Origin of the sequence: Streptococcus mitis (assembly GCF_946190335.1) — a bacterium.
GTDB lineage: Bacteria > Bacillota > Bacilli > Lactobacillales > Streptococcaceae > Streptococcus > Streptococcus mitis_CH.
Window position 1 is genome coordinate 242,326 of record NZ_CAMHZN010000001.1, and the last position, 14,487, is coordinate 256,812.

Below are 14,487 nucleotides of genomic sequence, written 5' to 3' on the forward strand. Positions count from 1 at the left end.
TGCTTTTCTCAACTTTTATATGATACCAAGTTTTCTAGCTCTTGTCAAGATAAAAAGTTATTTTTTTGAAAAGTTTCTGCTCGTTAACCAACTGTTTGGATCTTCCATCTATTCCAACCTTTAAACCGTATAGCTCCTTGCTGGTCAGTTCGGTAAACTTTGCTATTGATACCTTCCAGTCGTATCAAGGTTTCCTGATGGGGGAGTTTCATTCTATTGCTCTTTCCAACTGAGATGAGAGTCATCTCTGGTTTTAACTGTTCTAGAAAGGCTGAACTTGATGATTTTTTAGAGCCATGTTGACCAGCTTTCAAAATATCCACCTCTAGGTCAGGATATTGCCTCAGCAAGTTCCTTTCTCCTTTCTCCTCCAAATTTCCCGTGAAGAGAAAGTGCTTATCCAAGAGTTTTCCATACAGAACCAGGGAATCTTCATGACCTCCATCTCCAATTTTCCTTGGAGATAGGACTTCTAACTGACTTCCAAAAATGGGCAAGTTCTCTCCTGCTGTTATACTTCTAACTTTTGTTTGAGTCGCCTGTAGTTCTGTCACAAATTCGTTCTGTTTCAGACTTCCTTTTGATACTAAAATTTCGCCTACATGGAATGCCTTAGTCACCTCCAACAAATCTCCAACATGTTCCTTGTCCGTATTTGTCAAAATCAGCTGGTCAATCATGGCCACTCCTCGACTTTTGAGATAGGGAATCAAGGTTCGCTGGGCATTGCTAGTCGTTGCCTTTTCTTGCCATTTTTCAATTTTCTTATCAGATTCTGCCTTGCCACCGACATCTATGAGAATAGTTTTCCCAGTTACATCCCGTAGGAAAATACTTTCGCCTTGCCCCACATCCAGCATTGTGATTTCATTTTCCAGCGGATGCTTGATAAGGAAAAAGAGACCTGTAATCAATAAGCTCAATACCATTAACCTTTTAATGTTTTTCCTCAAATCATAGACTAAAGCCAGGGAAATTAACAATAAGATTAAAAGCCATGCATTGGGTTGTCCAAGTACAAGCGGCCTGCTTGCCACCTGTGATACCAAGCGAATAATCCCCTCCAACCACTCAAAGATAAAATTCAGCTGAATGACTGGATAGAGAAAGGAAAGGGCAAATAAGATAGATAAGAGCGGTAAGAAGACCAAGTCAAAAAGAAAGGAAAAGACAAAGGTCAAAAGGATGGACCAAGGCTGAAATTCCGCAAAATAGAAGGATAGAATGGGTAATATTCCCAAAGAAATAACCAGACTTTCTCTGGCAATAGCCTTAAGCCCCTCCCCTTCTTTGCTGGTCATGGTCAAGATAAAAGCATAAGCACAGGACAAAACTCCTCCTGCAGTCAGGAAAAAGTTAGGCATAATGATAAAGAGTACAAGCACCGTCAAGGCAAAATTGTCCAAGCCCTTAACCCCATGTTGAGCCAGTAGCTTCTGCAAGAGACTGCGAATAACTGATGCTGAAAATCCTGTCAGACCTGCATAGATAAGGGAAAAGGGATAGGTCAGCCATTTCAACTTTTCTTGGGTCAAGCCCAATCTCAAGAGAAGTTTCTTAAGTCCATCCATGAAAAATCCTACCTGCATACCAGACAAAGCAAAAAGGTGGATAATTCCTAAACTAGAATAAAGCTCATTCATCTCCTCAAAGTCGGTGTCTAGATGTCCTAGCAAGAGCCCCGTCATGTAATTGCGCATAGGGTCTGGAAAATGTGTCTTAATCCAAACCACAGCCTTTCGGCGTAAACTGGATAGGTTTTCACCTATAGCCCAACTGCCAACCTTTTGAAGTGACTGGATTTTTTTGATATTGAGAGTCTGGTAAATCCCCTGAGTCTTCAGATAGGCTTGATAGTCAAAACCACCAAAATTTCTCTGCCCGTCTGGTTCTGAAAGTTTTCCTTCTAGTCCTATCTCATGAAGGTCGGTTAAAGCTTGAAAGGCTTCTTTCTCCTCCTCGGACTGGAGTTTATAATAGACTTGAAAAATGCGTCCATCAGACTTACCACGAAAGGATAGACTATCACCATTGACCTTAACAGTGTCTGGTAAAATCCGTACCCTTTCAACAGAATCCGCCAAATTTTGACTCGCTTGACTCTGTTGCCAATTTTGAAACAGAAACCAGAAACCAAAGATTCCACAAATTATTAGAACTTTACCAGCAGATTTCCACGGAAATTGGATAAAGAGACAGACTAGCAGAAAAACAAAACCTAGTAGTGCGAGATAAGATGATGAGAAAATGGCGTAGTAAAGCCAAAGCAACAGAAAACTAAGGTAAATTAGGGGAATAGAGAAATTCTTAATCCACTGTAACATAATCTTTTAACTTTTCTATGGTCTTGGCACCAATGCCAGAGACTTTCTTGAGTTCATCAACCGACTTGAATTTCCCATTTGCCTCACGATGGTCGATAATATCCTGAGCTCGTTTGCCACCCAGTCCTTTGACCTGCTTGAGTTCTTCCAGACTGGCCTTATTGAGATTGACCTTCTTTTCCTTGCTCGTTGAGGAAGCCGTCCCAGGACCTGCCTGCTGACTAGCTGCTTCTTCTCCCTTAGTTGGGACGTAAACCAGAGCCTCGTCACTAACTTTCTGAGCTAGATTGAGCGACTTGCTATCTGCTTGTTCTGTCAAGCCACCAGCCTTCTGAACAGCATCATTGACTCGACTACCTACAGGCAAATCATAAATCCCTGGCGATTTAACAGCACCTTTGACATCTACTGTGATTAGATCTTGTTCAAGGGGTTCTTCCTTTTCTTCCTTCTTTACTTCCTTTTCGGATACCGAATCCTTGGAAACTGCTACAACTTCTGCCTGCAAATTCGTTTCCTTGACAGGTGTTTGTGGAGCTGGCTTTAGCAGGAAAAATCCTCCGACAAGTAATCCCAGACCAGTACAGATAACAATGATTTTATACTCTTTGATTTTCTCGATAATTGCTTCCATATTTTCTCCTCTCTTAGATTATTCGTAAGAGGAAGAAAAAACAGTTGAAAATTTCTTCTCAACTGCTTATTTATATGTAAAATAGTCTTCCTTGGTCAAGACATAATGAACTCTTGTAACGATTCGGCCTTCTTCATGCTGGTCCATACAAGCATATGGTTCTTCATGGGAAAAGCGCATGCCTGATTTCTCCATGACCTTGCCAGATGCGGGATTATCCTTATCGTGAAGGGCGGTCAACTTGTTCATTCCAATCTTCTCAAAAGCCAGCTCAATCACGGCACGATTGGCTTCTGTCGTTAATCCTTGATTCCAATACTTTTTATTGATAATGTAGCCAATAGCCGCCTTCTTAAGAGCAGGATCAATCTTGTGCAAATCAATTGTTCCGATAAATTTGCCATTGCTTTTTAGTTCTATTCCCCAACGTCCCAAGGGATTAGCCAAGTAGAACTGAGCAATATTATTTTTGGTTTCTTCTAAATTTTGATTGGTTAGAAAAGTGTAACGTGTATTATCCTTATCCGAGGCATAGTCAAACATTTCTTCTGCATCATCCAAGGTTACAGGTCTAAGCAATAAACGCTCAGTCTCGACTATTGGATACTGAGCTAGTTTTAAAAAGATTGATTCCATACGTTTCTACCATTCAAAAGTATTTTCTATCAGTCTAGCATAAAAAAGAAGTTACAACAAGTTTTCCTTGCTTTTTAAAGCGGTTTCATATAGAATAAAATCATCACCTTATTTTTATAGATAATGTGATAAATCATTTACAACCCGTCAATAGAAAGGGAGTTTTTCTCTATGTTAATCGGAATTCCAAAAGAAATTAAGAATAATGAAAACCGTGTTGCCCTCACACCTGCTGGTGTCCTCAGCTTAGTCGGTCGTGGTCATCGCGTCCTTATCGAAACAAATGCTGGTCTCGGTTCAGGCTTTACTGATGCTGACTATCAAAAGCAAGGAGCTGAAATTGTCGCTAGTGCTGGTGAAGCTTGGGCTGCAAAGTTAGTCGTGAAAGTAAAAGAACCATTACCTTCTGAATATGAGTACTTGCGTGACGACCTGCTTCTCTTCACCTACTTGCACATGGCCGCTGCTCCTGAATTAGCAGATGCTATGCTAGCAGCAAAAACAACAGGGATTGCCTATGAAACTGTCCATGATTCCCAAGGCCAGTTACCACTCCTCGTTCCTATGAGTGAGGTTGCAGGCCGTATGGCAGTCCAAATCGGAGCTCACTTCCTAACCAAACAAGCAGGAGGTTCTGGCGTCCTACTGGGTGGTGTACCGGGTGTACCTAAAGGAAAAGTAACCATCATCGGTGGTGGTGTCGTAGGGACCCATGCTGCCCGCATCGCTTTAGGATTGGGAGCGCAAGTGACCATCCTTGATATCAGCGCTAAACGTCTCTCCGTTTTAGAGGAGGTCTTTGGTCACCAAATTCAAACTCTCATGTCCAATTCATTTAACATCGAAGCCAGGGTGAGAGATGCGGATGTGGTTATCGGAGCGGTTCTCATCCCAGGTGCCAAAGCACCGAAATTGGTGACAGATGAGATGGTCAAACAAATGCGTCCAGGATCTGTCATCGTTGACGTTGCCGTTGACCAAGGTGGCGTTATTGAGACAGCTGACCGTGTGACAACGCACGATGAACCCGTCTATGAAAAACACGGTGTGCTCCACTATGCCGTTGCCAACATCCCCGGTGCTGTAGCCCGTACTTCAACCATCGCCCTAACCAATGTCACTCTTCCTTATATCGAAGCTTTGGCTGGTAAAGGTTTTGTACAAGCAATCTCTGAGGATGAGGGCTTGAGTCAAGGTGTTACCACTTATCAAGGTTACTTAACCAGTCTTCCAGTAGCCCAAGGCCTAAATAAAAAACATACTCCAATTGATGAACTAGTATAAAAACTAATTATCATATAAAAGAAAGAGCAATTCCACCTGAACTGCTCTTTTTTGCTATTCTGTTTCTTCTTGGATTTCTTCACGCTCTTCATTTTTAATTGGAGCTGGTTCATAAGCTCGGATAATCTGAGCGACAACTGGATGGCGAACCACATCCTTGGCTGAAAAATGAACAAAGTCAATCTGGTGAATGTTCTTGAGCTTTTCCTGAGCATCAATCAAACCGGACTTGACGTTACGCGGAAGGTCAATCTGACTGATATCTCCATTGACAATCATCTTAGAATTAAAACCTAAACGAGTCAAGAACATCTTCATCTGCATGATAGTCGTATTTTGCGCCTCATCGAGAATGACAAAGGCATCATCCAAGGTTCGTCCACGCATATAGGCAAGGGGCGCAATCTCGATAATTTCACGCTCCATGAGTCGAGTTGTTTGGTCTTTTCCCAGAATCTGATACAAGGCATCATAAACAGGTCGAAGGTAAGGATCTACCTTCTCTTTAAGATCACCCGGAAGAAAACCTAGACTCTCGCCAGCTTCCACTGCCGGGCGTGTTAGGATAATCCGCTTAACCTGACCACGTTTAAGAGCTGTCACAGCCAAGGTCACTGCAAGGAAGGTCTTCCCTGTACCTGCTGGCCCAATTCCAAAGGTCACATCATGCTGTTTAACACTGTCCACATAAAGTTTTTGACCCAAGGTTTTGACACGGATAGGCTTCCCTGTATTGTCCTTGATAATTTCTTCTTCATAAAGGGCGACAAACTTGTCGATTTCATCGTTTTTGACCATGCTAATCGCAGTCACCACATCTGGCGTACCAACGGTCATCCCACGGTTCACCAAGACCATGAGAGCTTGAATAACCTGACGAGCTTCCTCACAGGCAGTCTCTTCTCCCAAAACCTGGACAATCTCCGTACGAGCATGAATCACAACATCAAGCTCTTCTTCCATTAAACGAAGATGGCGCTCATTGGAACCAAAAAGATGAAACAGGTCATCTGGATGACTCAGTTGAATGTCTATTGAATGTTCCTTCAAATAAAGAACCTCTCTAATCCTTTTATTTCTTTTTATTATAGCAAAGGGGTGGAGAAATTACTAGCCCAAACCCAATGAATAAATGCTAGTGTTCTAAGTATTCTTGCCAGATAGCATCAAAGTCTCCTAGATTGAAAGAGAAACTGGCATATTCCTCTAAAAAGCGACTCACCTCATCAAAATCATCTGTGTGTTTTGGGAAGGATGACTCTTCAAAAGCGAGGTCTGCCAAAATAGCTTTAGGGCTGTTACTTTTAGGATTGCGCTCGGTCATGAGCCAAGTGTAAAATGATTTTCTCAATTCTTTCTCCTATCAAGACTTTTTTTGATGAAACTTTTCTGATTTTTAAAAATTACTGGACTTAGCCTCTGAAACGTAGTGGTTTATAAAATCCATTTTCGCATCAGTATAGGCGTCTCGATTGTGTTCAAATTTTTTCCACAAACTGAGTTTTAATTCCTGATACGCTTGGGCAATATCTGGATGCTGGCAGAGATAATCTCTAAAATAAATCTCATCATGATCTCCCGTCATTCGCAAATGTAAATGAAAAACTTTCTCAGCAAATCCCTGCTCTGTATATCCTTTATTTAGCGAAATCCTGTTAGGACTCTCCGACATCACTAGCCACCCATTCTTCACCAATAAATCCCTAACTCTTGCTAAATCCTCTATTCTACCTACTTCTAACAGAATATCAACGATATTTTTGGCCCAAATATTAGGGATAGCAGTGCTACCGATATGTTCTATTCTTTTAATAACATTTGCACCCAATATTTTTTTAAGACTTGTTTTCTCCAATTCATACCAGTCTTTCCACTCTGACTTGTGCTCTACTAGAAAAATAGGAAAAAGTTGCCAGAGTTCCTCTAAACTCATTTCTTCAAGTTTCTTTTTCATGTCTATAAGGCCTAGATCAACTCTGTACCAAACTGGTCTTGCTTGATTTTGCCAGACTTCATCAAGCCACCGAGTGCTTTCTTGAACTGACCTTTAGAAATGCCAAATGTTGCCTTGATGTCGTCTGGAGATGACTTATCATTTAAGGTCATGAAACCGCCATTGCTTTCCAAGTAAGTCAAAATCATCTGAGCATCATTTTCCAACATTTCAAAGGAACGTGGTTTGAGGGAGAGGTTCAAGGTACGGTCCACTTCACGGAAACCAATAACGCGCGCATCTAATACTTGCCCCAAACGTGGCTCTGCGTAACGCTCGCTAGGATGGATAAAACCAAGCATGTTATTTTCTGGTAGGTAAACAAAAGTTCCTGACAGCTTGAGGCGGTAAACAATGGCTGGCCAGTTTTGGTTCTGCATGTTGTTGTAGGCAGGACGAGCCAGACGTTGGAAGTCTTCTTGATAAGCCAAGAGTCCCCAGATACGGTCTTTCTTGTCCACTTCAAGACGGATGTAGAGTTGGTCACCCTTCTTAGGCCAGAGTTCCTTGAGCTCAGGGAGAATATCAAGCGATACTACGACTTCCTTATCGGGCAGACCTGTATCCACAAAGACACCCAAGTCTTTACGAACTTCCGTTACAGTTCCCCAACCAAATTGATCCTGTGTGGCAATCACTTCTAAAGTGGTCAAGCGGAGCTTTTGCTTCATATCTGTATAGGCGAAACCTTTAACCGTATCCCCTACTGTATGCTGACCTTCTTCCTTAGCAAGAGCATAGGTTTGACCATCCTTTTGCACAAAGTAAAAACGGTCATTTTCATCGATGATCAGTCCAACGATAAAACTTGCAAGATTTGTATTCATATTTCCTTCTTTCGAATAAAACTCAGCCAGCAATGCCAACTGAGTTTTTCTGTTTATTTTTAGACTTCCAATAGTTCTTTCTCTTTGTTGGCAGTCATGTCGTCAATGTGTTTAACAGCATCGTCTGTTACTTTTTGAATGTCTTTTTCAAGAGTCTTCAATTCGTCTTCAGTGATTTCTTTTGCTTTTTCTTGTTTCTTAGCTTCATCCATAGCATCGCGACGGATATTGCGGACAGCCACTTTAGCATTTTCTCCGACCTTCTTCACTTCTTTAGCAAGGTCACGACGAGTTTCTTCTGTAAGAGCAGGGATAACCAAGCGAATCACAGAACCGTCGTTAGCTGGTGTGATTCCAAGATCAGAAGCGTTCAAAGCACGTTCGATGTCTTTCAATGAAGACTTGTCAAATGGTGTTACCAACAAAACACGCGCTTCTGGAATGGTAATTGAAGCGATTTGGTTAAGAGGTGTTTCTACTCCATAGTATTCTACATGTACACGGTCAAGCAAGCTTGCATTAGCACGACCGGCACGGATACCACCAAATTCACGAGCAAGTGATTGGTGAGACTGGGTCATTCTCTCTTTAGCTTTTTCAATAATTGCGTTCGCCATAATCTTTCTTATTCCTTTTCTTCGATATTATTTGAAACTGTAGTTCCGATATTTTCACCAAATACGACACGTTTGATGTTACCTGATTGGTTCATGTTGAAGACAACCAAGTCAATGTCATTATCCATTGAGAGGGTTGAAGCTGTTGAGTCCATGATACGAAGACCTTTATTGATAACGTCACGGTGGGTCAATTCTTCAAACTTAACGGCTGTCTTGTCTTTCTTAGGATCGGCATTGTAAACACCGTCTACGCCATTTTTAGCCATAAGAATGGCATCTGCTTCGATTTCAGCTGCACGAAGAGCCGCTGTTGTATCTGTTGAGAAGTAAGGTGAACCAATTCCGGCACCAAAGATAACGATACGGCCTTTTTCAAGGTGACGAAGGGCACGTCCACGTACGTAAGGCTCTGCCACTTGTTGCATGGCAATGGCTGTTTGTACACGAGTATCGACACCAACTTGTTGCAATGAATCTGCCATCACAAGAGCATTCATAACAGTCCCAAGCATTCCTGTGTAATCTGCCTGAACGCGGTCCATTCCTGCTTCTGCAGCAGGTTCTCCACGCCAGAGATTTCCTCCACCGATAACAAGGGCAATTTCGATACCTAAGCTATGAACTTCTTGAATCTCTTTTGCGATTGTTTGAACTGTTTGGATATCAATCCCTACGCCACGTTCACCGGCAAGGGCTTCACCTGATAACTTAATCAAAATACGTTTATACTTGGGATTCGCCATTTTCACTCTCCTTCTTTTATCCTACCTATTTTATCACAATTTCTAAGATTTTTATAGTATCATGAGCAATTCTTTGAAAAAAATTAGACCGTTAAAAATTCCTCTAAGTCGGCAAGGGCACGCTCTGCAATTTTTTCATAACGAGCCTTTTTATCACGAATACGCTCGCCTTCCAACTCCTTGATAATTCCAAAGTTGACATTCATCGGTTGGAAATGTTTGCTGTCTGCATGGGTGATGTAATGAGCCAGACTTCCAATCGCTGTTGTCTCTGGGAAAATAGCCTCACTTTCACCCTTGAAGAGACGAGCCGCGTTAATACCTGCAACTAAGCCTGATGCTGCTGATTCAACATAGCCTTCCACACCCGTCATTTGACCAGCAAAGAAGAGGTTTGGCTGTTTCTTAGAACGATAGGTCTGCTCCAGAAGATTTGGTGAATCCATGTAAGAATTGCGGTGCATGACACCATAACGAACAAACTCCGCATTTTCAAGACCTGGAATCATTTGGAAGACACGCTTTTGTTCTCCCCATTTGAGGTGGGTCTGGAAACCGACGATATTATAGAGGCTACCAGCTGCATTGTCCTGACGAAGCTGAACCACCGCATAAGGTGTTTTGAATTCTCCATCACGAGGTCCTGTGTAGTCATCTGGATACTCCAAACCGACTGGTTTCATAGGACCATAAAGCATGGTTTTAATACCACGTTTAGCCATGACTTCGATAGGCATACAGCCTTCAAAGTACTTTTCTTTTTCAAAAGAATTGAGCGGTGCTTCTTCTGCATTGACTAAGGCTTCATGGAAATCCATAAATTCTTGCTTGGTCATTGGAGCATTGAGGTAGGCAGCTTCTCCCTTGTCATAACGAGACTTAAGATAGACCTTGCTCATATCGATGGTGTTGACGTCGATAATAGGCGCTGCAGCATCGTAGAAATAGAAACCATCGCCATCATTAAGGGCATGAATCTTATCAGCCAAGGCATCGCTAGTCAAAGGACCAGTAGCGACAACTGTGATAACATCTGTCGGCAGTTCTGTAATTTCATCACGAACCACTTCAATCAAGGGGTGGTTGGCCACTTTTTCGGTCACCATTTGAGAGAAACCATCACGGTCCACCGCAAGGGCACCGCCTGCAGGAACACGAGTAGCTTCAGCAGATTCCAAAATAACTGAACCCAAGCGACGCATTTCTTCCTTGAGAAGACCAACTGCATTTGTCAGAGCATCTCCACGAAGAGAATTAGAACAAACTAACTCAGCAAAATTGTCTGTTTTGTGCTGGGGTGTTGACTTGACACCACGCATTTCATAGAGTTTAACTGGAATACCACGTTCTGCAATTTGGTAGGCAGCTTCAGACCCTGCCAAACCAGCACCGATAACATTGATATAAGATTGAGACACGACACTAATACCTCTTTGGGAGTGTGAAGACAAGATTCACATTGAAAAAGTCCACAGGGCTTACTTCGCTCTCGAATTTCTTGGCTCAGGCTGGAAAAGTCCACAGGACTTACTTCGCTTTCGAGTTTCTTGGCTCACTGGAAAAGTCCACAGGACTTACTTCGCTTTCGAATTTCCTGGCTCAGGCTGAAAAAGTCCACAGGACTTACTTCACTTTCGAATTTCTTGGCTCAGGCTGAAAAAGTCCCCCGGACTTTTTCACTCCCACAAATCTTTCTAATTTTTTCTTCTACTAGTATAACAAAAAAAGGGAAGAAGGCAAACTTCCCTGTTTAGTCATTTTCTTGATTTTCTTCCCAGTCGTGGTAGGCTGCGTAAAGCTGGCTCTTATTCCACTGGTAAAACTTAGCTACTTCCTTGATAGCTTGATTTTTCTTCATGCCTTGCTGGATACGAGTTTGGATTTCTAAGAACAAGTCTTCCTCGTCTTTTTCTTCTACATCCTGACTGGCACCTTCAACGATGAGAAGGCATTCTCCCTTAAGTGGCGTTTCAGCGATGCTTTCCAGCAATTCAGAAATTGTACCTCTTTGGTATTCTTCATAGATTTTGGTCAATTCTCTAACCAAGACCACCGAGCGGTCGCCATAAACTGCTAGCATATTTTCTAACGTATCTGCCACACGATGGGGCGATTCATAGAAAATCTGAGTTTCTGGATAGTCTTTTTTCGAGTCGAAAAATTGCTTTTGCTGGCCTGATTTTCTCGGTAAAAAGCCGTAAAAGATATGTGGCTGTGGCGCTAAACCACTGGCGATCAAGGCAGAAATTCCTGCAGAGGCACCTGGAACAGTCACAACCGAAATTTCTTCCTCAATGGCTGCCTTAACCAAATCATGACCAGGGTCTGAGATACTAGGCAGACCCGCGTCGGATACCTGAGCAATGCTTTGTCCTGCTTTCAGGAAATCAATCAAATCAGGAATTTTTTCCTTGGCATTGTGCTCATGAAAACTAATTTGCTTGGTGGAAATATCAAAATGCTTGAGCAAAAGCCCTGTATTGCGCGTGTCCTCAGCCGCAATCCAGTCCACTTCTTTTAAGGTCTGGATAGCTCGAAAGGTTATATCGTCTAGATTGCCAATCGGCGTTGCCACTAGATACAGCTTGCCATAGGGAGACTGCCCCTTAAAACTTTTTTGAATCTGCATGCTTACTCCCTGTATAACAACTCATCACAGAACATACATTCTTCGTCCTGTTCTCGACGTTGTCCATAAAAATCATTACAAACGTGAAATCCATCACGGTAAATGCGACGGACACTTTCACGAACATGCTTAGCCTTGACAGGAGCGTCTGCTTCCACCTCACCCAAGCGTTCTCGCAACTTACTATTTTCCAAGCGAAGAGCTGTATTTTCTTCTACCAAGCTCTTGAGATTTTTCTTGATGGCTTCCACATCGGCCAAGGTTACCAATAACTGTTGGGAAAAATCATCCAGCGCGTCAAATAATTCTTTTTTGTCCATAAAACAGCCCTTTCCTTTCTTTATCATTCATTTTTGAGTTTATATTTCTTTCAAGATCAGATATTCCATGGCATTTTGAAAGCTGACATTAGCTTGCCACATTTTTCTAGCTTCTAGCAAATCTTGTAGAATCACCCTAACTCTTGCTTGTAGGATATCTTGGCCACAGAGAACTTCAAGAATCCGTAAAACCTGATCTTGTTTTTCCTTGTCATCTGCCAAGCTAGCTAATTTAGCAACTTGCAGATAACTTTCTTTTTTCTTAGCTACTAACCAAGTCAGTAGGCGTTCGCTTTCATCGACCAAGGTCCAAAAGCCTGCCTGATTAGCCAACTTTTCTGCTTCAGATCGCGATTGACTAAACTGGGCTAAAAGAGTAGCTTTTTTCTTAACCAGCCCCATTTGTTCTAAGAGTAAGATGAGCTTTTCTTCTTGCTTTTTAAAGTGAAAAATCTGGGTCCGACTTCGGATTGTCGGTAAAATCTTTTCCTCATCACTGGTCAAGAAGAAAATATAAACCTCACTCTGGGGTTCTTCGATGACCTTGAGCAGAGAATTGGCTGCGTTGGGATGCATCTTTTCCGCTTGCTCGATAATAAAAACCTGTTGCTGGCTTTCAATCCCTGCTTGGGAAAACTGACCCACCAATTCTCGAATGCGTTCTGTCTTGATGACCTGATTTACTGGCTTAATCAAAGTAATATCGGGAAATTCTCCCTGCTCAATCAGCTTACAATTTCGGCATTTCTCACATGGTAAAACACCTACTTTATCTGTACAAAAGAGGCCCTTAGCTAAAAATTGCGCCATTTCCAAGCTTCCAAAGAAACCTGAAAAGAGGTAGGCATGATTGAGCTGGTCTTGTTCTAGGATACGGACAAAGCGGTCAAACTGATCTGGCTGCCAGGCCTTTAGTTGATCTTGTTTCATTTAGCTAATCCCATTCTATCAAACAAGACAGCCTTGGTAGTTTCCACAACTTGCTCCAAAGGGAGACTAGCATTGATCTTGACAATGCGATTTCCTTCTTTATCCAGAAGAGAAAGGTAGCCTTGACGAACTTTTTTATGCAAGTCCAATCCTTCCAAGTCCAAACGATTGACCTCACGATTGTTATTAGCAGCAATGCGAGCCAGCCCTTCTTCCACCTCGATGTCAAAATAGAGTGTCAAATCAGGTTTAAGGTCATCTGTCGCAAAGTGATTGAGCCAATCAATGGCGTCAATATCCAAGCCACGACCAAATCCCTGATATGCAACGGAACTATCGATGAAGCGGTCCATAATGACCAACTTGCCAGCTTCAAGTGCTGGAAGAACTTTTTCCACCAAGTGCTGTCTGCGACTGGCAATATAGAGAAGGAGCTCTGTTTTCGCATCCATCTGAGTATGACTTGGGTCCAAAATCACTTGACGAATCTTCTCCCCAATCAAGACTCCACCAGGTTCACGAGTCGTCAGCACCTCTACTCCTTTTTTCTCTAAAATTGGAAGCAGAGCCTCTAAAACACTGGTCTTTCCTGCTCCCTCTGGTCCCTCAAGAGAGACTAAAAATCCTTTTGACATGTCTAACTCATTTCTTTTTTACTACTTCTATTCTATCAAAAAAATGGGGGTTTGTGACAATCTTTTTTGTCTTCTCATTTCAAACACCATAAAAGAGGCAGATAAAACTACCTCTTATTTACCTAGTTCTTGTGTTCGTTTGTAGGCTTGATGAACTGCATCCATGACCGTTCCTCGAAAAGCATGCGCTTCTAGGCTTGCTACGCCAGCAATAGTCGAACCGCCTGGGCTACAAACTTGGTCTTTCAATACTCCAGGATGCTCTTGGCTTTCTAGGACCAATTGACCAGCTCCTACCACAGTTTGAGCCGCCATTTTCAATGCTGTCTCTCGTGGCAATCCAGTCTGAACACCTGCATCTGCTAGGGCCTCAATAAAAAGATAGACAAAAGCTGGCCCACAACCTGCAAGACCTGTCGCTGCATCGATTAAGCCTTCCCCAAGTTCAACCAAGAGACCAGCCTTGACCAAAAGCCGACAAAATAGTTCACTGTCCTCAGCCCTGCAATTAGGAGACAAGGCATAGCTAATCACTCCTTGGCCAATAGAAGCAGGGGTATTAGGCATCATACGAATCATTCGGTGGTGACTTGGGAGAATACTAGCCAGTTTTTCCAAGGTCAATCCAGCTGCCATAGAAATCAATAGAAGACTTTCTCTTTTTTCAAGGATGGTCTGGTATTGAGAAAGCAAGTCTGAAAACTGTGCTGGCTTTACTCCTAGAAAAATCACATCTGCTTCTGCAAATATTTCTTCATTGCTAGAAGCCTGACCACCAAAGTTGGCGATGAAAGCATCCACCTTGGCTTGGCTACGATTGGCAAGGAGAAGGTCATCGCCCGTCTTAGCCTGCAAAACAGACTTAGCTAAACTAGCACCCATATTCCCCAAACCGATAAATCCGATCTTCAT

The 14,487-nt window shown here is 42.5% G+C and carries 16 protein-coding genes and 1 other annotated feature (1 of these 17 only partly in view); of the genes, 1 reads left to right on the forward strand and 15 read right to left on the reverse strand.

Features of this window, described 5'->3' with window-relative positions; translation table 11 throughout:
- Positions 1 to 11: a sequence feature (ribosomal protein L20 leader region), on the reverse strand (it extends 121 nt beyond the left edge of the window).
- A gap of 72 nt (positions 12 to 83) precedes the next feature.
- From N8O43_RS01270 to N8O43_RS01280, 3 genes are all read right to left on the reverse strand, one after another.
- A complete protein-coding gene (locus N8O43_RS01270; protein ID WP_261089167.1) occupies positions 84 to 2,324 on the reverse strand; it encodes a DNA internalization-related competence protein ComEC/Rec2 in 2,241 nt (746 codons plus the stop codon).
- A complete protein-coding gene (locus tag N8O43_RS01275; protein WP_000387351.1) occupies positions 2,308 to 2,958 on the reverse strand; it encodes a helix-hairpin-helix domain-containing protein in 651 nt (216 codons plus the stop codon). The genes N8O43_RS01270 and N8O43_RS01275 overlap by 17 nt, the downstream gene beginning before the upstream one ends.
- Positions 2,959 to 3,024: 66 nt before the next feature.
- Positions 3,025 to 3,594, reverse strand: coding sequence for a GNAT family N-acetyltransferase (locus N8O43_RS01280; RefSeq protein ID WP_000443732.1), 570 nt, complete (start codon positions 3,592 to 3,594; stop codon positions 3,025 to 3,027).
- Between the two features lie 171 nt (positions 3,595 to 3,765).
- Between N8O43_RS01280 and ald the strand changes: the two genes are divergently transcribed.
- A complete protein-coding gene (ald, locus tag N8O43_RS01285; RefSeq protein ID WP_261018744.1) occupies positions 3,766 to 4,878 on the forward strand; it encodes an alanine dehydrogenase in 1,113 nt (370 codons plus the stop codon).
- Between the two features lie 54 nt (positions 4,879 to 4,932).
- Here the strand turns inward: ald and N8O43_RS01290 are convergent, their stop codons facing one another.
- From N8O43_RS01290 to proC, 12 genes are all read right to left on the reverse strand, one after another.
- Positions 4,933 to 5,928: a PhoH family protein gene (locus N8O43_RS01290; protein WP_261018745.1), complete on the reverse strand. Its 996-nt coding sequence runs from the start codon at positions 5,926 to 5,928 to the stop codon at positions 4,933 to 4,935.
- 85 nt (positions 5,929 to 6,013) lie between these two features.
- Positions 6,014 to 6,229, reverse strand: a complete 216-nt coding sequence (locus N8O43_RS01295) for a YozE family protein (protein WP_049546781.1) — start codon at positions 6,227 to 6,229, stop codon at positions 6,014 to 6,016.
- Between the two features lie 45 nt (positions 6,230 to 6,274).
- On the reverse strand, positions 6,275 to 6,832 hold the full coding sequence (locus tag N8O43_RS01300; protein ID WP_261089168.1) for a GrpB family protein: 558 nt from the start codon (positions 6,830 to 6,832) through the stop codon (positions 6,275 to 6,277).
- A gap of 11 nt (positions 6,833 to 6,843) precedes the next feature.
- Positions 6,844 to 7,698: an RNA-binding virulence regulatory protein CvfB gene (cvfB, locus tag N8O43_RS01305; protein ID WP_001095436.1), complete on the reverse strand. Its 855-nt coding sequence runs from the start codon at positions 7,696 to 7,698 to the stop codon at positions 6,844 to 6,846.
- Positions 7,699 to 7,757: 59 nt separating this feature from the next.
- Positions 7,758 to 8,315, reverse strand: coding sequence for a ribosome recycling factor (gene frr, locus N8O43_RS01310; RefSeq protein WP_001262225.1), 558 nt, complete (start codon positions 8,313 to 8,315; stop codon positions 7,758 to 7,760).
- Between the two features lie 8 nt (positions 8,316 to 8,323).
- Positions 8,324 to 9,061 carry a UMP kinase gene (gene pyrH / locus N8O43_RS01315; RefSeq protein WP_000002997.1) on the reverse strand — a complete coding sequence of 246 codons (738 nt, stop codon included), beginning with the start codon at positions 9,059 to 9,061 and terminating at the stop codon, positions 8,324 to 8,326.
- A gap of 83 nt (positions 9,062 to 9,144) precedes the next feature.
- The gene (gene trmFO / locus N8O43_RS01320) at positions 9,145 to 10,479 is read right to left on the reverse strand and encodes a methylenetetrahydrofolate--tRNA-(uracil(54)-C(5))-methyltransferase (FADH(2)-oxidizing) TrmFO (RefSeq protein ID WP_261008781.1); all 1,335 of its coding nucleotides are present in this window, start codon (positions 10,477 to 10,479) and stop codon (positions 9,145 to 9,147) included.
- 332 nt (positions 10,480 to 10,811) lie between these two features.
- Positions 10,812 to 11,690 carry a 16S rRNA (cytidine(1402)-2'-O)-methyltransferase gene (rsmI, locus tag N8O43_RS01325; RefSeq protein ID WP_261008782.1) on the reverse strand — a complete coding sequence of 293 codons (879 nt, stop codon included), beginning with the start codon at positions 11,688 to 11,690 and terminating at the stop codon, positions 10,812 to 10,814.
- Between the two features lie 2 nt (positions 11,691 to 11,692).
- Positions 11,693 to 12,010, reverse strand: a complete 318-nt coding sequence (gene yabA, locus N8O43_RS01330; RefSeq protein WP_000358228.1) for a DNA replication initiation control protein YabA — start codon at positions 12,008 to 12,010, stop codon at positions 11,693 to 11,695.
- Positions 12,011 to 12,049: 39 nt separating this feature from the next.
- A complete protein-coding gene (locus tag N8O43_RS01335) occupies positions 12,050 to 12,940 on the reverse strand; it encodes a DNA polymerase III subunit delta' (protein WP_261008783.1) in 891 nt (296 codons plus the stop codon).
- Positions 12,937 to 13,575 (reverse strand): dTMP kinase, encoded by a 639-nt coding sequence (tmk, locus tag N8O43_RS01340; protein ID WP_261008784.1) that lies wholly within the window; start codon positions 13,573 to 13,575, stop codon positions 12,937 to 12,939. The genes N8O43_RS01335 and tmk overlap by 4 nt, the downstream gene beginning before the upstream one ends.
- 114 nt (positions 13,576 to 13,689) lie before the next feature.
- Positions 13,690 to 14,487, reverse strand: a complete 798-nt coding sequence (gene proC, locus N8O43_RS01345; RefSeq protein WP_261008785.1) for a pyrroline-5-carboxylate reductase — start codon at positions 14,485 to 14,487, stop codon at positions 13,690 to 13,692.